This window comes from Mycobacterium sp. JS623, assembly GCF_000328565.1.
In the GTDB taxonomy this organism is placed as follows: Bacteria; Actinomycetota; Actinomycetes; order Mycobacteriales; family Mycobacteriaceae; genus Mycobacterium.
In genome coordinates this window covers 1357234-1375123 of record NC_019966.1, presented here as the reverse complement: position 1 = coordinate 1375123, position 17890 = coordinate 1357234, and the positions used below count along the sequence as shown (strand labels likewise).

The 17890-nt window shown below is 63.7% G+C and carries 18 protein-coding genes and 1 pseudogene; 10 read left to right on the top strand and 9 right to left on the bottom strand.

Features of this window, described 5'->3' with window-relative positions:
• The first annotated feature begins 118 nt into the window (after nt 1-118).
• Genes cofD through MYCSM_RS06595 form a run of 3 tightly spaced genes read left to right on the top strand, consistent with a single transcriptional unit; the run spans nt 119 to nt 3017 of the window.
• On the top strand, nt 119-1102 hold the full coding sequence (gene cofD, locus MYCSM_RS06605) for a 2-phospho-L-lactate transferase (RefSeq protein WP_015305367.1): 984 nt from the start codon (nt 119-121) through the stop codon (nt 1100-1102).
• On the top strand, nt 1099-2469 hold the full coding sequence (locus MYCSM_RS06600; RefSeq protein ID WP_015305366.1) for a coenzyme F420-0:L-glutamate ligase: 1371 nt from the start codon (nt 1099-1101) through the stop codon (nt 2467-2469). Before cofD ends, MYCSM_RS06600 begins: the two co-directional genes overlap by 4 nt.
• Complete coding sequence (locus tag MYCSM_RS06595; protein WP_015305365.1) at nt 2466-3017, top strand: NUDIX hydrolase; 552 nt, start codon at nt 2466-2468, stop codon at nt 3015-3017. The genes MYCSM_RS06600 and MYCSM_RS06595 overlap by 4 nt, the downstream gene beginning before the upstream one ends.
• 14 nt (nt 3018-3031) lie before the next feature.
• Here the strand turns inward: MYCSM_RS06595 and MYCSM_RS06590 are convergent, their stop codons facing one another.
• From MYCSM_RS06590 to rfbD, 3 genes are read right to left on the bottom strand one after another with little or no spacing between them, the layout of a single operon-like run.
• On the bottom strand, nt 3032-4111 hold the full coding sequence (locus MYCSM_RS06590; RefSeq protein ID WP_015305364.1) for a sugar phosphate nucleotidyltransferase: 1080 nt from the start codon (nt 4109-4111) through the stop codon (nt 3032-3034).
• On the bottom strand, nt 4111-4986 hold the full coding sequence (locus MYCSM_RS06585; protein ID WP_015305363.1) for a glycosyltransferase family 2 protein: 876 nt from the start codon (nt 4984-4986) through the stop codon (nt 4111-4113). The genes MYCSM_RS06590 and MYCSM_RS06585 overlap by 1 nt, the downstream gene beginning before the upstream one ends.
• 45 nt (nt 4987-5031) lie before the next feature.
• Nucleotides 5032-5904: a dTDP-4-dehydrorhamnose reductase gene (gene rfbD / locus MYCSM_RS06580; protein WP_015305362.1), complete on the bottom strand. Its 873-nt coding sequence runs from the start codon at nt 5902-5904 to the stop codon at nt 5032-5034.
• A 67-nt stretch (nt 5905-5971) separates the two neighbouring features.
• On the opposite strand from rfbD, the gene MYCSM_RS06575 reads away from it, so the two are divergent.
• The 3 genes and pseudogenes from MYCSM_RS06575 to MYCSM_RS39000 all read left to right on the top strand — a co-directional run.
• Nucleotides 5972-7435 carry an LCP family protein gene (locus MYCSM_RS06575; protein WP_015305361.1) on the top strand — a complete coding sequence of 488 codons (1464 nt, stop codon included), beginning with the start codon at nt 5972-5974 and terminating at the stop codon, nt 7433-7435.
• Nucleotides 7432-8136, top strand: a complete 705-nt coding sequence (locus tag MYCSM_RS06570; protein WP_085976604.1) for a TIGR03089 family protein — start codon at nt 7432-7434, stop codon at nt 8134-8136. The genes MYCSM_RS06575 and MYCSM_RS06570 overlap by 4 nt, the downstream gene beginning before the upstream one ends.
• Before the next feature lie 7 nt (nt 8137-8143).
• A pseudogene (locus tag MYCSM_RS39000) lies at nt 8144-8269 on the top strand (multicopper oxidase domain-containing protein); the annotation flags it as partial.
• Between the two features lie 27 nt (nt 8270-8296).
• Here MYCSM_RS39000 and MYCSM_RS06565 read toward each other — a convergent pair.
• From MYCSM_RS06565 to MYCSM_RS06540, 6 genes are all read right to left on the bottom strand, one after another.
• Nucleotides 8297-9004 carry an SGNH/GDSL hydrolase family protein gene (locus MYCSM_RS06565; RefSeq protein ID WP_051073715.1) on the bottom strand — a complete coding sequence of 236 codons (708 nt, stop codon included), beginning with the start codon at nt 9002-9004 and terminating at the stop codon, nt 8297-8299.
• A gap of 342 nt (nt 9005-9346) precedes the next feature.
• Nucleotides 9347-10093 carry a class I SAM-dependent methyltransferase gene (locus tag MYCSM_RS06560; RefSeq protein WP_015305358.1) on the bottom strand — a complete coding sequence of 249 codons (747 nt, stop codon included), beginning with the start codon at nt 10091-10093 and terminating at the stop codon, nt 9347-9349.
• A gap of 111 nt (nt 10094-10204) precedes the next feature.
• Complete coding sequence (locus MYCSM_RS06555; RefSeq protein WP_015305357.1) at nt 10205-11518, bottom strand: O-antigen ligase family protein; 1314 nt, start codon at nt 11516-11518, stop codon at nt 10205-10207.
• A gap of 16 nt (nt 11519-11534) precedes the next feature.
• Entirely contained in the window at nt 11535-12293 is a 759-nt protein-coding gene (locus MYCSM_RS06550) for a hypothetical protein (RefSeq protein ID WP_015305356.1), read from the bottom strand.
• Nucleotides 12290-13006, bottom strand: a complete 717-nt coding sequence (locus MYCSM_RS06545) for an acyltransferase (protein ID WP_015305355.1) — start codon at nt 13004-13006, stop codon at nt 12290-12292. The genes MYCSM_RS06550 and MYCSM_RS06545 overlap by 4 nt, the downstream gene beginning before the upstream one ends.
• A gap of 38 nt (nt 13007-13044) precedes the next feature.
• Nucleotides 13045-14043 carry a YveK family protein gene (locus MYCSM_RS06540; protein WP_257720755.1) on the bottom strand — a complete coding sequence of 333 codons (999 nt, stop codon included), beginning with the start codon at nt 14041-14043 and terminating at the stop codon, nt 13045-13047.
• Nucleotides 14044-14548: 505 nt separating this feature from the next.
• On the opposite strand from MYCSM_RS06540, the gene MYCSM_RS06535 reads away from it, so the two are divergent.
• From MYCSM_RS06535 to MYCSM_RS06520, 4 genes are all read left to right on the top strand, one after another.
• Nucleotides 14549-15280 (top strand): class I SAM-dependent methyltransferase, encoded by a 732-nt coding sequence (locus MYCSM_RS06535; protein WP_157681287.1) that lies wholly within the window; start codon nt 14549-14551, stop codon nt 15278-15280.
• A gap of 110 nt (nt 15281-15390) precedes the next feature.
• Nucleotides 15391-16077 carry a YveK family protein gene (locus tag MYCSM_RS06530; protein ID WP_015305352.1) on the top strand — a complete coding sequence of 229 codons (687 nt, stop codon included), beginning with the start codon at nt 15391-15393 and terminating at the stop codon, nt 16075-16077.
• A 70-nt stretch (nt 16078-16147) separates the two neighbouring features.
• Nucleotides 16148-17149 (top strand): cellulase family glycosylhydrolase, encoded by a 1002-nt coding sequence (locus tag MYCSM_RS06525; RefSeq protein ID WP_015305351.1) that lies wholly within the window; start codon nt 16148-16150, stop codon nt 17147-17149.
• 163 nt (nt 17150-17312) lie between these two features.
• Nucleotides 17313-17885: a putative colanic acid biosynthesis acetyltransferase gene (locus tag MYCSM_RS06520; protein WP_015305350.1), complete on the top strand. Its 573-nt coding sequence runs from the start codon at nt 17313-17315 to the stop codon at nt 17883-17885.
• Nucleotides 17886-17890: the final 5 nt, after the last annotated feature.

The window sequence follows — 17890 nt, the reverse complement described above, 5'->3', positions numbered from 1 at the left end:
CGCTGGAACAGAAATTCATACCATTCCGTGACACCAATTCGGCGCGTCGTCACATCGGCGTGTCTGTCACACCACCGCGGCGCACGGGCTTTGGGCGCCAACGCCTAGTGTCGGTCACGTGAAGGTCACGGTTCTGGTCGGTGGCGTGGGCGGCGCTCGGTTCCTGTTGGGCGTGCAACGGCTGTTGGGTCTCGGCCGCTTCAGCGACGGGCAGTCAGACAGCGAACTGACCGCGATCGTCAACATCGGCGACGACGCCTGGATGTATGGCGTGCGGATCTGCCCGGACCTCGATACCTGCATGTACACCCTCGGCGGCGGCATCGACCCCGAGCGCGGGTGGGGACGCAGCGACGAAACCTGGCACGCCAAGGAGGAACTCGCGGCCTACGGCGTACAGCCGGACTGGTTCGGCCTGGGCGACCGCGACCTGGCCACCCATTTGGTCCGCAGCCAGATGTTGCGCGCCGGCTATCCGCTCTCGCAAGTGACCGAGGCACTCTGCAGCCGATGGCAGCCAGGCGCGCGGTTGTTGCCCGCGAGTGACGACCGCAGCGAAACGCACGTCGTCATCACCGATCCCGGCGATGGCGAGAAGCGGGCCATCCACTTCGAGGAGTGGTGGGTGCGTTACCGCGCGCAAGTGCCGACGCACAGCTTCGCGTTCGTCGGCGCCGACAAGGCCACCGCGGGGCCCGGCGTCACGGAAGCCATCGAGACCGCAGATGTGGTGCTGCTGGCGCCCTCCAATCCCGTGGTGAGCATCGGCGCGATCCTGGCCGTCCCGGGAATCCGTGGCGCACTGCGCTCGACCACGGCCCGCGTGATCGGCTACTCCCCCATCATCGGCGGAAAGCCGGTGCGCGGCATGGCCGACGAATGCCTCTCGGTGATCGGGGTGGCCAGCACGTCCGAAGCCGTCGGCGGCTACTACGGACCCCGCTCCGGCGTCGGCATCCTCGACGGCTGGTTGATACACGAAGGCGACCTCGCCGACATCGAGGGAGTCGAGGTGAGGTCCGCGCCGCTGCTGATGACCGATCCGCAGGCGACGGCCGACATGGTGCGCGCCGGACTCGTTCTCGCCGGGGTCAAGCCATGACCGATCACGGTTCTGCTCGGCCCAATGTCGGCGACCATGGCACCTCCGGTGCGATCGAGCTGCTCCCGGTGCCCGGACTTCCGGAGTTTCGCCCCGGCGACGATTTGGCGGCCGCCCTTGCGCAAGCCGCCCCGTGGCTGCGCGACAACGACGTAGTGGTCATCACCAGCAAGGTGGTGTCCAAGTGCGAGGGCCGCGTCGTCGACGCCCCGATCGATCCGGAAGAGCGGGATGCACTGCGGCGCAAGCTGATCGACGCCGAGGCCGTGCGCGTGCTCGCACGCAAGGGCCGCACGCTGATCACCGAGAACGCACTTGGGCTGGTGCAGGCCGCCGCCGGGGTGGATGGCTCGAACGTTGACTCCGGCGAGTTGGCGCTGCTGCCAACCGATCCCGACGGCAGCGCAGCGGCGCTGCGGACCACGCTGCGTGATCGCCTCGGCGTCACCGTCGGTGTCGTCATCACCGACACCATGGGCAGGGCCTGGCGCAACGGCCAGACCGACTTCGCGATCGGGGCCGCAGGCCTGACCGTGCTGCACGGCTATGCGGGATCGCAGGACCGGCACGGCAATGATCTGATCGTCACCGAGATCGCTGTCGCCGACGAGATCGCCGCGGCTGCCGATCTGGTCAAGGGCAAGCTGACCGACATCCCCGTGGCGGTGGTGCGCGGACTCACGTTGTCCGACAACGGTTCCAATGCGCGCACGCTGCTGCGGCCCGGCGAAGACGACCTGTTCTGGCTCGGAACCGAGGAAGCGCTCGCCCTTGGCCGCAGTCAGGCGCAGCTGCTGCGCCGATCGGTCCGGCGTTTCAGCGCGGAGCCCGTTGCCCCCGACCTCATCGAAGCAGCCGCCGCCGAGGCCCTCACTGCGCCCGCGCCGCACCACACCCGACCGGTGCGCTTCGTGTGGATGCAGGACCCGCAACGGCGACTGCGACTTCTGGATCGGATGAAGGATCAGTGGCGCGCCGACCTGACGTCAGACGGCCGACCGCCGGACTCTGTCGAGCGTCGCGTCGGCCGGGGTCAAATCCTTTACGACGCACCCGAACTCGTCATCCCATTTATGGTGCCCGACGGTGCGCACACCTATCCCAACGAGAGTAGGACCGCCGCCGAGCACACCATGTTCACGGTCGCGGTCGGCGCGGCCGTGCAGGCGCTGCTGGTGGCGCTGGCAGTACGCGGTGTTGGCAGCTGCTGGATCGGCTCTACGATCTTCGCCGCCGACCTGGTACGCGACGAACTCGAACTACCGGCCGACTGGGAACCGTTGGGCGCCATCGCAATCGGCTACCCGGAAGACCCGTCGGGCCCCCGCGGTCCGGTGGACACCGACGGGCTCCTGGTGCGCAAGTGAGCCTGCACGAATCGGCCGTCGCCGCGCTGACTCATTGGCAGGCGCCCGATCCCGCACAGGACACACTGCGGCACGCGATGCTGGCGTTCCTTGCCGCGCGACCCGACGGCTGCCTGCGCGAGTGTGTGCCTGGCCATGTCACGGGCTCCGCACTTGTCCTCGACCACACCGGAAACCACGCGCTGCTGACGCTGCATCCGCGGTTCGGCCGGTGGCTGCAACTCGGCGGCCACTGTGAGGAGACCGACACCGACATCGTCGCGGCGGCGCTGCGCGAAGCCACCGAGGAATCCGGCATTGACGGCCTCACCATCGAGCCCGAGCCGGCCGCGCTGCACGTTCATCCCGTCACCTGCTCGCTGGGAGTGCCGACGCGTCACCTCGACATGCAGTTCATCGTGCATGCCCCCGCAGACGCCGAAATCGCAATCAGCGACGAGTCGGTGGACCTGCGCTGGTGGCCGCTCGACGAGTTACCAGAGGATTGCGACTTCGGCCTTACCCAGCTGGCGACTTCGGCGCGGAAAAGGTCGCCGAGTGGCCGTTAGCGCGCCGAAATCGCTCAGACGTCGGTGGAGTAGCGGATGCCGCCATCCGGGATGGTGACCCCGGGCCACACCCGCGCCCCGCGCAGCAATTCACAGCGCGCACCGACGTCCGCACCGTCGCCGATTACGCCGTCGCGAATCAACGCACGCGGGCCGATGCGGGCGCCGAAGCCAACTATCGAGCGCTCTATCACTGCGCCCGCGCCAACCCGCACCCCGTCGAAGATCACCGCTCCATCCAAGCGGGCACCCGCGCCGATCTCGGCGCCGCGGCCGACAACCGTGCCGCCGATCAGCAGCGCGCCAGGCGCGACGGCGGCGCCGTCATGCACGAGTTTCTCGCCACGCAGGCCGCCGAGCGCGGGCGATGGCGCGATGCCCCGCACCAGGTCGGCTGAACCTCGCACGAAGTCTTCTGGCGTGCCCATATCGCGCCAGTAGCTCGAGTCGACGTAGCCACACACCCGAAGCCCGTCGGACAGCAGACTGGGGAACACCTCGCGCTCCACCGACAGGGCCCTGCCCTTCGGAATCTGCTCGATCACCTCGCGCTTGAACACATAACAGCCTGCGTTGATCTGGTCGGTCGGCGGATCCTGCGTCTTTTCCAGGAACGCCGTCACTACTCCGTTGGAATCGGTCGGAACGCAGCCGAACGCGCGAGGGTCACCGACGCGCACCAGGTGCAGCGTGACGTCGGCGCCGCTGTCCCCATGCGACTCCAGCAACGCCCGCAAATCCGCGCCCGACAGCACGTCGCCGTTGAACACGAGCGCGGTGTCGTGCAGAAGCTTCCCCGCCACGTTGGCGATGCCGCCGCCCGTCCCGAGCGGCTCGTCTTCGACGACATACTCGATCTGCAGGCCGAGTTTGGATCCGTCACCGAATTCCGATTCGAACACGGCCGCCTTGTACGACGTGCCCAACACGACGTGTTCGATGCCCGCGTCGGCGATTCTGGACAGCAGGTGAGTCAAGAACGGCAGGCCCGCGGTCGGAAGCATCGGTTTGGGCGCCGACAGCGTCAACGGCCGCAGTCGGGTGCCGAGCCCACCGACCAGTACGATCGCGTCCACCTCCGCCGGATTGACCACTACCGCAGTCCTTTCCTCTGCTTGCGCCGGGAATCGCGGACCACCAGGCCCGCACGCGCACCGAGCGCGGCTCTTATCGTCCACCGCAATGGCGCCTGCCACCGCTTCGGATGCCGATCCGCCAGGAAAGTGTAAGTGCTCTTGTGGTGGGCCGCCAAGTTGCGGGCCGGGTCGCGACCCGTGGCGTGGCCCTTGTCGTGCAAAATCTCCGCCGCTGGCACATAAACGTTCTGCCAGCCCGCCTTGCCGAGGCGATCACCCAGGTCCACGTCCTCCATATACATGAAATAGCGCTCGTCGAACCCCGACACCTCATCGAACGCGGAGCGCCGCAGCAACAGACACGATCCGGACAGCCAGCCTACGAGGCGTTCGCTGGGCGCGGTTCGTTCCTGGCGGTACTCAGCCGTCCACGGGTTGGCTTTCCAGAACGGTCCGACGACGGCGTGCATGCCGCCCCGGACCAGGCTGGGCTGGTGGCGCGCCGACGGGTAGATCGAGCCGTCGGGGTCACGGATCAGCGGTCCCAACGCCCCCGCACGTGGCCAGCGTTCGGCGGCCTCCAGCAGCAAGTCGATGCTGCGCGGACCCCACTGCACGTCGGGGTTGGCGACCACCACAAACTCCGACGAGGGCGTGATCTCGGCGACCGCGCGGTTGACGGCGGTGCCGTAACCCAAGTTGCCGCCGGTGTGCAGCAGACGGGCATTCGAGTAGCGCTGCGCCGCTTCTTCCGGCGCGCCGTCCGTTGACCCGTTGTCGGCCATGATCACCGTGACGGGACGCTCGGTGGCGTGCGACAGCGTCGCAAGGAACCGATCGAGGTGCGGGCCGGGTGAATACGTCACCGTGACCACTGTCAGACCGTCGCTCACGCGACTGAAACCGATTCGTCACTCACCAGACCGGCAATCCCTGACTCACGGCGTAGAGGGTAGCGGGCCGGCCGAGGACAGAGCCGCCGCCAACGCATCGCGCCATGGTCGAAGAGGTTTGAGTCCGGCCTGGGTGGATCGGCGCGCGGACAGCGCCGAATAAGCGGGCCGGGGCGCGGGGCGGGGATGGCGGTCGCTGTCGACGGGCTGCACGCGACTCGGATCGGCGCCGACTGCCTCGAAAATCGCTTGCGCCTGTTCGAAGCGGCTGGTCGCGCCCTCGTTAGCGGCATGCAGCACGGGCTCGCGGATCGAGGCGGTGTCGGCCAGCTGCAGCAGCGCCTCGACGAGGTCGCCGACGTATGTCGGCGAACCCACCTGATCGGCCACTACTTCCACCTGACCGTCACCGGCGGCCAGCCGTCGCATCACCGCGGCGAAATCACCACCATCGGCACCCTCATAGACCCAAGCCGTGCGAACGATGTGCGCGTCGGGCATGGCGGCAAGGACCATCAGCTCGCCGGCGAGCTTGGTATGTCCGTACACGCTCAGCGGGCCGGTCTCGTCGTCGATCTCATACGGCCGGCGCTGCGTGCCGGAAAACACATAGTCGGTGGAGATATGGATGAACTGCGCGCCCGCCCTTGCGCAGGCCTGCGCGATGTTCTCCGGCCCGACGGCGTTGATCGCATGCGCCCGTTCCTGGTCCTGCTCGGCCGCGTCGACCTTGGTGTAGGCCGCGCAGTTGATCACGACGTCGCCGGCATCGACGAACCGCTCCGCGGCGGCAGCGACGGTGATGTCCCACTCCGCAGAGGTGAGGGCCAGCACATCGCGTCCCTGCCGTCGAGCCTGCATTGCCAGCCGCCGACCCACCATGCCGGCCGCGCCGGAGATAACGATTCGGTCAGACATGTACTTGAGTCTGGCACGCCGAGCTGCGCTACCCGGTCTGCGCCCGTCTCGCCAGTAGCCTGGTCAGATGCCCGCTCGCCTGTCGCGTGTCATCGCTGTGACGGTGGCCCTGGCCATTGTGGTCGGCACGGGTGTCGCGTGGGGCAAGATCCGGTCATTCGAATCGGGCATCAACCACTTTTCCTCGGTCGCGTTGGGCGAGGGCGGCGCGGACGGCGCGATCGACATCCTGCTGGTCGGCTTGGACAGCCGCACCGACGCGCACGGTAATCCTCTTTCGGCAGAGGAATTGGCAACGCTGCGGGCCGGCGACAACGAGTCCACCAACACCGACACGATCATCCTGGTGCGCATCCCGAACAACGGGAAGTCGGCGACCGCGATCTCGATCCCCCGCGACTCCTACGTGCAGACGCCGGGCGGAAACAAGATGAAGATCAACGGCGTGTACGGCTCGGCCTATTTCGAGAAGAAGACCGAACTCGTCGAACAAAACGGCGTTGACCCGGCGAAGGCCGAACCAGAGGCGATCGAGGCCGGCCGCGAAGCACTGATCAAGACCGTCGCCAAACTCACCGGCGTCACCGTCGACCATTACGCCGAAATCGGCCTGCTCGGTTTCGCGTTGATCACCGACGCTCTCGGCGGGGTCAATGTCTGCCTGAAAGATGCTGTGTACGAACCGCTTTCGGGCGCTGACTTCCCGGCGGGCTGGCAGAAGCTGAACGGTCCGCAGGCGTTGAGCTTTGTTCGGCAGCGTCACGACCTCCCGCGTGGCGACCTGGACCGCGTGACCCGCCAGCAGGCCGTGATGGCCTCGCTGGCGCACGACGTGATCTCCAGCAAGACGCTGTCGAGCCCGTCGACCCTGAATCGCCTCGAGGACGCAGTCCAGCGCTCGGTCGTGCTGTCCGAGGGCTGGGACATCATGGATTTCGTCAAGCAGCTGCAGAAGCTCGCCGCCGGCAGCGTCGCATTCGCGACAATTCCAATCCTCGAAGAGGCCGGATGGAGCGACGACGGAATGCAGAGCGTGGTGCGAGTCGATCCGAATCAGGTGAAGGATTGGGTGGCCAGCCTGCTGCAGGAGCAGGATCAGGGCAAGACCGAGCAATTGGCTTATGCGCCAAGTAAAACCACCGTCGAGGTGGTCAACGACACAGATATCAATGGGCTGGCCGCCGCGGTATCGCAGGTGCTGACCAACAAGGGATTCACCCCGGGCGCCACCGGCAACAACGAGGGCGGTCACGTCACCGGTAGCCAGGTGCAGGCGGCCAAGGCCGATGACCTTGGCGCGCAAGCGGTTTCCAAGGAACTCGGCGGGCTGCCGGTCATCGAGAACGCGTCGGTGTCGCCCGGTTCGGCGCGGGTGGTGCTCTCGGCGGATTACACGGGACCGGGCTCGAGCGGCGTCGATCCGACGCTGACCACCGTCGACCCGGCAGCCGCGGGAACCACCGATTCGGGCCAGCCTGCGCCGTCGCCGATCCTCACTGCGGGCGCTAACGATCCGGCGTGCGTCAACTGAGCACGCTCACATCGGCACTGTTGGATCCGTTGATGGCGGCCGACCCGATGGGCCCGCGGATCACCTATTACGACGATGCCACCGGCGAACGCATCGAGCTGTCGACTGTCACGCTTGCCAACTGGGCCGCCAAGACCGGCAACCTGCTGCGCGACGAGTTGGGTGCGGGACCGGGCAGCCGGGTCGCGGTGCTGCTGCCCGCGCACTGGCAGACCGCTGCCGTGCTCCTCGGAATCTGGTGGATCGGCGCGGAAGCTGTGCTCGATGGCGACGCGGACATTGCGCTGTGCACCGCCGATCGGCTGTCGGACGCAGATGATGCCGTCGGCACCGGCGAGATCGCGGTGCTTTCGCTCGACCCGTTCGGGAAGCCGGTCGCCGACCTGCCCGTCGGCCTGACCGACTACGCGACGGCGGTGCGTGTGCACGGCGACCAGATGTTACCGGAACGCCAGCCGGGGCCGGCGCTAGCCGGACGCTCCGTCGCAGACCTTCTAGCCGCCGCCCAATCCTCTGCTGCTGCACAAGGTTTCACCCGTGGCGACCGCGTGATGTCGACGTCCGGCTGGGCGACAGCCGATGACCTCACTGACAACCTGCTGGCCGTCTTCGCTGTCGGCGCCTCCCTTGTGCAGGTGGCCAACCCCGATGCATCCGCGCTCGACCGTCGCCGTCAGATGGAGAAAGTAACCCGCGGATAGCCGCGCGATGCGACGCAGAAAGCGTCGGACGGCGTCAATTCATCACGGTGGGCACTGGTCGGTGTCAGCGTTTCGAGACGAATTGCCCGGTCGGTGGATCAGCCACTGCCACAGCACCCACCATCTCGAGGCGGGCATGGCCGTTCTTCGTTCAATACGCCTAGATTCCCAGCGCCTGCTTGATGAGCGGCTCGATGTGCTGAGCGAGATAGACGTGTCCGGCGTCGGTGGGATGGACATTGTCGCCGCCGATGAGTTCCGGCGGCCCGTCCCAGAACCATCCCTGGGACAGAGGGTCGACAAACGTCCCACCCACGCGCTGAGCTTCGTCCCGCAGGACGTTTCTGATGCCCAAGAGCTGCTCGGGTACATCCGGGCGCGGCCAGGACGGACCAATCACGAGCAGGGCTGCCTGCGGCGCGATCCGCCGGGCCTCTTCATATGCCGAGCGAGCTGCCGAGGCGACCTCGTCGAGCGACTCAGCGCCATCGTTGGTGCTACCGAAAAACACAATCAAGTCGTCGTGGGGACTAATCACTCGTGCCGCTTCCTCCGGGAACACAGTGGCCTCGAGTCCACGGCGGACGTACCCGGAACCACCCCGCCCGGAGACGTCTGGCGCCACGAGTAGCTGTTGCGACCGCAAGTCGCCCCAGACAAGCTCCGGCCACCCCTGGGGTCCTCGGCCACCGAAGTCACTCCCCGAAGTGGTGGAATCTCCGATGACGGCAATCCGATAGGTTTTAGCGGCCGGCTGCTCAGCAACGATCTCGGGCCGGTCACGGGCAACCGGCGGCGAATCTGTCGCGCCAGCCGCCTGGGCATAGACTCCGGCGATCACGCCGGCGAGCACCGCCAATGTCGCCAAGACCCCCGCGACATTCCAGTAACTGGGGCGCCGAACGCGCGATGAGTCCAGACGTTCAGTTGAGGTTGAGGTCGTCGGGGGCACTTAGAAATCATGCACGAGGGTGCTTTCATACGCAACTGCAAATTAGCCGACTAAACATCCCGCAGCCGTTTAGTACTGCCCGTCGCCGTTTCCTAGCGCGAGCTGTCCATCTAACGAAGCCAGAGTATCCGCTGGCCGGGACCACTATTGCGGCTCACTCCCAGCCCCACAGCCGGCCGTGGAGAAGCCGACGGAGGCGGAAAAATTGGCCGTTGCGCCGACGCATCATCAGCTGAGTGGCAAAGCGGCTTAGCGTAGCTAAGCGGCGTGCGCCCGGATATATACATAAAGGGTGGGCTGCAGCCAACTCGGAAGAACCCTCGCGACCAACATCATCACTCGGAATAGAAACGGCGACCCGAAGTGGTACGCGGGTTCTGGCGAGGTCCGCGCCACAAAGACGTCCGCGGCATGCCCAAATGCCCGCTGTAAAGCCTTCGGCGTGTTGAGCAAATATCGGGTCGGAAAAACGTCCTCGGGCTTGCGAGTGGGCTGGATTTTGCTGAGGGCGGCGACGTGAAACCTGTTGGGTACCAATCGCGCCGCCAGGCCGATATAGCCGGTCTTGTTGGGCGTGGTTGCCGCTATGAGCCCTCCTGGCTTGACCACCCTGAGTAGCTCCTGGACCACCCAATCAGGCTCGCTGACGTGCTCAAATACCGCCCGCGCTATGACGATGTCGAACGAATGGTCGGGGTAAGGGAGCGGCTGGCCAATGGTCACCACTTCGGCGTGATCAACGAACGGATTCTCCAGCACGACCTTGTCGAGGTCACATCCCTCTATATGAGCGCAACTTCCCTGAAGATTGCACAACTCGCGGCGGTACTCGACGGTATCGTCCCAGAGCGATTCACCTCGACCTGCACCGAAATCGAGCACGCGATCAGTCGGCTTTAAAGCGGCACGGATTTGTGTGTAGAAGATGACAGTTCCGTCAATATGGCTGAAGCCATTGACGTGAGCCTCGGGAAAGTACCGGCGCACCAACTCACCATGATTCACCGTGGAGAGTGTATGGGAATTTGAGCGATGCGTCGACCGCTACCCGTTGTCTGTGAACCTCGGGGGTCACCGACCCGCCAGGACACCTACGTCGCTGTATGCTCGGGCCGATCAAATGGCCGCCGTCGACGGGTCTTTGTTTTCGACCTTCTCGCCCACCGGAATACTTGGAACGATCGAAAGATTTTCGTCCAACTCCGGATCCATTGACTCCCTGGGCTCATAAATCATCAGCGGCATAATTGCGGTGAAGGGCAAAATCCCGTAGTAGTACGGGACATATGGCGACTCCAACATGCCGACAGATAATACCGTCGCATAATAAGCGATCAGCCACGGCAATGCGGTACGCGCGGTAGTTAACAGTTGCACAATAATTCCTGCAACAATGACGATGACGCCCCATGCCCCTACCGCGGTGAGCAAGTCAAGCCAGCCGTTGTGTGGCGAATAATTAGCCTGGAAAAGCGCGCTGTCATTGAGTTGCCACCAATATCCGGGGCCGTGGCCGAATACCGGTGCCCGGCGAATCGCCTCGGTGGCCATATCCCAGAGATAACCTCGGTAGCTATCCGTCGAGCCGCTGTAATTCACAAACATGAAACGCAATGACGCCGCGAAGCCGACGACTAGCGCAAGTGTGGCGGCAACCAGACGCGCCCGTATGGTTCGGCAAAGTGAGATGACCACCAATCCCGCGACGCCGACCGCCAAGGCGAACATCGCTGTCCGGCTGCCTGCCAAGAACTGCAGGCCTCCCACTCCCGCCACGACGATGAGCGAACGCCAGGCCGGCAACACCGCGAACGCAAACGGCACGAGCAATGTCGTCGCCATGCCCAACACGTTCCCATTACCAGCGAATGGCGAAGTCAACGCTTCACTGACCAGTCCGCACTTGTCTTGGCGGCATGGTGCCACCACCGCGCTGCTATTGGCGACCGCTCCGATAGTTGTGGCCAGCGCCATCAAAGACAAACTTATTAGCGCACCCACGCCGACGGACCTCAGGGTCACCTTTCGCCACTTCAAGATGACTCCCGCATAAAGGCTAACCGCCAGGCCGAAATTTATGACCTTCGAGAAACCAGATGCCCCGATAGCTACAGCGGCAAATACAATCGAGACTCCGACGAGCGCCGCGGGCAGGCTGATATCGACCTGCTTTTCCCGGAGCGCCGAAAACAATGCGATGGCAGAAACCGCGGCGGCAGGAATGAATTGGAGTGCCGGCGACAAAACGCCGGCCTCGGCAGCATCTGCCCAAAAGAATGGCGCCACACAATAAATGACGATGTACGGCCAAGCGGCCAGCGCCACGATCCAGATCACGATCAGGGTGTCCGCTTCCTTGAGCAGCGGGCGTGGGTCCCAGATTGCGATCGCGATGGCGATCGTGGACGTCACAAGAAGCGCGACGGTCATTGGCTATCCTCTGTTGTCATTGCGCCCACCACGAGCGAATGAGCGGACTGGGCGTGCCCCTGCCCTGCTGGAATATCTCCCATACCCCCCAATTCCCGGAGTATTCCGCGATTCGTTGGTCGGAGACCAGCGCCGTCTTCCCGTCGGGCTGGACGATGCGAACAGTGGGCCCGTCCCGGTATACCTCGTAGCGCAGTGGCTGAAAGAACCGTCTCGTATCGAACACGCCAGCGGCAATGACCTCCAGTTGGCCGTTGGTCGGCCACACTCCCAGTTCCCATTGTTGACGTGTAATCACAAGGTGCACACCGACGTTGGGCCGGGGCGACTTTCCGCTGAATTCGGCTGGCAGTGGTCCGTCGGCGATGATCATCGCCACCACGACGTTTTGGCCAGCTTCAGGAGGCAGCGTGGTGTCGATCCCGATCCGGGTGACCGGCTGAGGGAATTGTTTCTCGAAATAGGTTGCGGCGCTGTCCGATTGGGAGACGCCCTGTGTCATTTCCTGGCCGGCCAGCTTGGGGCCGGCACTCACGTCGCCGACCGTGAGGACCCGGATGCCCGCTCCCACCGGGTCGGCGGGGTCCGCGTCCTTGAAATTCATGGCATAGCCGGCTCCGTCGGAACTCGGCGGGTTGCCATAGGTATACGTCACGTTCGTGAAGGGTGCGCGCTTGGTCGGCAGGTCGGTGTTTCGGAATACCACCAGCAACGCGGCGGCAACGCCCAAGACGAGGACCGCGATGAGCGAGATGATCCGAAGTCCGCTACTCATGACCCGTCCAGCCGAAAGGCAGCATCGTCGAACGGCTTCACGGGCCTCACCACGTCGTCATCTCTGTACCAGTCCAGGTCAGGCAACTCCCGGATGAATTTCGCCGGGACTCCACCGTAAAGCCCGCGCCTGGCGTCGCCGTTTTCCCGCTGCCTCGACATCACGGTGCCAGCGGCGAGAACGGAGTACGGCGGCACAAACGAATCCTTGAGAAGTAGACAGCAGGCACCCGTCATCGCGTACTCCCCCACGGTGACCTTGCCGATGGTGGCACCGGACGCTGCGAGGTCGAATTCGTGGCTCTGAATGATGGTGCGCATCCCCCCCACGGCAGCGTGGTGACCGATGATTACTTGCCCCGAGCAGTCGATGTAGTGCCTGTTCGTGACCAGGCTGATATCACGCATGATGAACAAACCGACCTTGTCGCTGAATTGCTGATAGGCCGGCACCGCGGAGAACTGGTTATAGCGGCCGATGCGCACTCGCGAGCCCAGCTCGACGCGCGCCAGGCCTTTGAACAGGTTGAAGGGATCGACGATGGTGTCGTCACCCACCGAAAAGTTTCCGCAATTCCATACCAAATTTGGCCCGAGGAACGCGTTTTCGCCGATCTCGTTGCCCAACCGGCGCAAGACCCAGGTCTTTAACGCCGAGGATGGCAGTAGCCACGCAAACAGCGAAACGAACACATTTGGCCTCTTACCACCCATCTACGCCAATTCTCCGTCCCATTTGATCCATGCTCTAGCTACCGCTGATACACGATGACCAGCGCGTGGCGCTCACCGTGCTGCTGCAATTCTTCGACGAACGTTTTCGCATCCTGCCATCGCGTAGCGGCGGCCATGACCCCTACCCGCATGTTAGCTCCGGCCACCCCGGCCGCCTTCGAAGTCGACACGGTGCGGCCGGTGGCCAACACAGGGGCCCTGTCGGTAAGCGATCGTTTCAGCATGTCAGCCACCAAATCACCGAGGCGGCGATCCCGACAGACGACCTCAACGTCCTGATCGACCCAGCCCGTTGCCAGGAGCCGCTCGGCGAGCCGATCTGTGTTGATCTTGACCGCCGCGGTCTGTCGAGCGGCTGACCGCTGGCCCGCCGAGAACATCTGCTTGTCGATGGACATCTGCCCCAGGATCGCAACACCACCAATGGTTGAGATTTCGGGCAAATAAGACAACCGGGGGTTCGTGCGGGCACCGTAGACGGCGAGAGCCATTGCGGTCACCGCACCGACGAGCGCCGCATTGATGATGTTCAACGTGGTCCGTGGCTTGTCCGGGCGGGTCGGAAGGTCGGCGTACGCGACCAGTTTCGAGTGAATCGGGGCCTTGCCCTCAAGCTGGGCCGAGGCGGCGCTGAACTCTTGCGCGATGGCGCTGGCGAAATCCGCTGCCAGCGCGGGAGATGGGGCCGAAACGGTTATCTCGATCAACGAGGTGTCTTTCGGCGATCCCACCGTCAAATTGTCAGCGAGTTCCTTTGACGACGCGGGCAATCCGTGAGACGTGATCGCTCGGTCGAGCAGGCTCACGCTGGTGAGAAGTGTCCGGTAATTCTCTACCCGTCGCTGGGTGAGATAGGACGTTGCCAGCTCATCGAACGTCCCTCCACCGCGCTGCGCGATGACCATGACCCGTGCGGTGGCGGAATACGAGGGGGGCTGAATAAGCGAATATATGAGCCCAACCAGCGCACCGAGGATCAGTGCAACCGCCACAGCCTCTAGGTTATGGAGCAGCACCCGAGCGAGTACGCTCCGTCGCACGCCTCACCTCCCGACAAAGTTTTCTTCCATTGAGCACAGCAGGTGTCACAGTGTATTGGTTTCACTTCGCTGAAGCCCCGCGGCGCTCGACAAGACCCGCCGCGCGGCCTACCCAAACGGACTGCATGACCGTGTATGACGGCCGCGTTCAGCGTCGTCACCGTGGAAATCCTACACATTCAATTTGCCAGCACCAGGGCTTCCGGTACCACAGGCGCGCTTGCCGCTGGTAGGGCTTGCTGGCGGGACCGACATCGGTAATGGATTGCCAACCACCGAATCAGTAGTGCTAGATCGATAGTTATAACTTTGCTGTTGGAAGCGCAACTGGGGCCACGACGCCCGTCATCGCATGTTGCTGCGGTCAAAGCAGCTTCGACCGCGGAGGCTTGCTTTTGTGCTTTCGCGGCAGTTCGGCTCTTGTTCGGAACCGCGCGTGTTAGCGTCTGTGAACCATTGGCCGACTAGCTGGAGCGAAACCGTGGCTGTTTCCTACGAGAAGCAAACCGTAGCAAATCCCAATCCGATTGCGCGGTTCGCCCATCGCGAGCGGATGAAGAAGTCCGTAGGTTTTGTGAAGCCATATTTAACCGGCTCGGCGACTCTCTCGGATTATGGGTGCGGACCCGGCCTGTTCCTCCACAATCTCGCCGCTGAGATCAAGGCTTCTCAGCCCGACGTCAAATTGTTGGGCTATGACCCGTATATGCCGGCACAATACGACGACTTCGAGGTCGTCGCCGATTCCGCGTCCATCGGCGACAGCTCAGTCAGTATTCTCACCGCGTTCGAGGTGTGCGAGCATTTGACGGCGCCTGAAACTGAGGAGTTCATCGAATTCGCTACCCGAGTATTGCGGCCGGACGGCAAACTCTTGATATCGGTGCCCATTGAGATGGGACCGATACTCCTACTGAAGGAGGGAAGCCGCGCCATTCTGCACCGCCGGAAGCCGGCGACCCCGCTCGCGGAGCTTTTGCGCGCGGCGTTTCTGGGCCGGCCGGCCACCAGAGCTACGGACATCAAATCCTCCCACCGCGGCTACGATTGGCGTGTCACGGCAAAGAGATTCTCGGACAGCTTTCGGACCGAGCGTGTCGAGTTCTCGCCATTACCGATTAAGAAATGGTTCCTCCAGAGCCAGGTGTTCATGCTATTCGGCACGCCGTCGACTGACAATCTTCCACGCTCCACCGCTGACGACGAGGCCTAGCAAGCTTCTTCACGGCCGCGAACTGTGCCCCGGACTGGGCGTTCGTTCTGCCTTCGTGACCCCCATGACCGCTCGGCGGGAAGTTTGCGGAGCTGCGATATAGTCTGCGAATGGATTTTATTCGGCGTTACTTGGTGCTGTTGATTCTGGCTACCGTCGTCGGCTTGGGGATCGCCGCGCTCTACAGCTGGAGTCGTCCCGAGGCGTATCGAGCGACGACGCGATTGTTCTTCACCACTAACGCTGCCGACCTGAATGATGTCTATCAAGGCACTTTGGCCGGTCAACAACGCGTCAAGACCTATGAGGTGTTGGCGTCGGATCCAAAGGTTCTGCGTGAGGCCATCACCCGCTCGGGTCAATCGGTCAGCGTCAGCACGCTTTCCAAGAATCTGCATGTCGACGTCCCCCCCGGGACAATCATCATGGACATCGGCGTCGACAACGCGGACCCCGGTACCGCAGCGGCGTTGGCCAACGGTGTCTCGGACCAGCTGATCGCGCTCGTGGGCGAATTGGAACGGCCGCTTGGCGGTGGACCGCCGCCGGTGGTTCTCTCTGTGGTCGAGCGAGCCACCCCGGATGCGAAGGCGTCGTCGAAGCTGAACGTGGTCTACCTCGGCATCGGGGCAGCCGCCGGCTTGGCCGCTGGCTTCGTGATCGCGTTCGTGATCAGCGCTGTTCGCAGCGGCCGTGAGCGCCAAGGAAAGCCGACTCCGCCGAAACCCCCAACCTCGGCGCAGGGGATGGACGACGACGCCGTAACTAAGGTGAACGTGGCCAGCGGCCACGGCTGAGAACTTGTACCACAACGGAAACCGGAGGACTGGCCGCAGGGTTCTTGCGGTTAGCTGCATCGTCGCCTTGATGGCGGCGATGCCGGTTTCCGCCTCGGCGCCGCGTACTCCGACAGCTGACGCGGCCACCACCGCACCGTTCGGGGTGGCCAGTTTGGCCACCATGATCGGCGGCCCGCCTGCCAATTACCGAGACGACGCGGCAGCCATCCGCAACCTCGGAGCCAGCTGGGTCCGAGTCGTAGTTCAGTGGCACAAGCTCGAGTGGAACCGCGGAAGTTATGACTGGGCCGCGGTCGACAATGCGATACAGGCGGCGTCGGCACACAGCCTCAACATTCTTGTGCTGATCACTGGGCCGGCGCCGCTTTGGGCCCAGGCTCCTGGGACCGAGATCACCGCGAACGGCAACCCGCCTGCAGACCCGGCAACCTTCGGAAACATCACCCGACTAATTGCCGAGCGCTACAAGAAATCGGTCCGTACCTGGGAAATATGGAACGAGCCCAACGTCCCGGAGTACTTCGTGCCGGTGAACGTGCCGCGCTACGCCGCCCTCCTTCGGGCGGCCTACTCGAGCATCCATGCCGTCCAACCGGACGCGAATGTGATGTCGGGCGGATTGTCGTCCAACTGGCATGGCGTTAACCCCGCCGATTTCGTTCGCCAACTTTACGACGCAGGTGCAGGCGACAGCTTCGACTCCGTCGGTGTGCACCCATACACGTTCCCTTACCCGATCACCGAGGACCCGGCCGGCCGCGGCGCATCGATAATGAATATTTACAATGTGATGTCGACGCATGGTCAATCCAATAAGAAGATTTGGCTCACTGAATACGGTCAAGCAACGGGCACCAACCCCGCGGCGGTGTCCGAACAGCGCCAGGCGGCAATCCTGGTCGATTTCCTGGATCGCGCCAGTGCCATTTCATTCTTGGGACCATCATTTCTGTTCACCACCAAGGATTTGAGTTCGGATAAAGCGAATCTCGACTTCAACTTCGGGCTCTACAGAATGGACTACAGCCCGAAACCGGTCGTCTCCGCGATCCAAGCGCTGAACAGATAGCTGTGCGCGCCTCGGGCCGGCGTCGAGCGTGCGGCGGGCATCGCAGACCTGGCTCAGTCGGATCCTATGAGAACGCCGTGCCCCGGGCCGAGCGGCGCGCTGCTACCATACCCGAGAAATTCGTCCGCAGATCTGCCCGCCACCATTCGAGTAAAGCATCCCAGTGATAATTCCTCCCCAGCCCGGCGAATCAGTGTCACCCGGTTCCCGATTCGCGTTACGCAATTTCAGCGGCGCCGGCTACGACAAGGGTCGGCCCGCCGTCATCCAGGTGTTGTGGATGATGGCATCTCATTGGTTGACGATGCATTGGTGGTGCCCGAACTCTTTACGCATCATCGTATTGAGGTTCTTTGGCGCAAAGATCGGCAAGGGCGTTCTGATCCGCTATAACGTGAAGATCCACTGGCCGTGGAAATTGCAGATCGGCGACCACAGCTGGTTGGGCGAGGAGTGCTGGATCCTGAACTTGGAGAACGTCACCATCGGCTCGAACACGTGCATTTCTCAGCAGGCGCTGATTTGCACCGGTAGCCATGACCGGCAAAGTGCGTCCTTCGAGTTCGACAATGCGCCGATCGAGATCGGCGATTCGGTGTGGATCGCAACTCGCGCGACTGTTCTGCGAGGTGTCAGCGTCGCGGACGGTGCGACGATCGGGGCTTGCGCCCTCGTCACCAAGGATGTGCCGGCCGGTGCGACCCTTTACCAGCCGCGGGTCCAAGGCGACGGCTAGCCGCG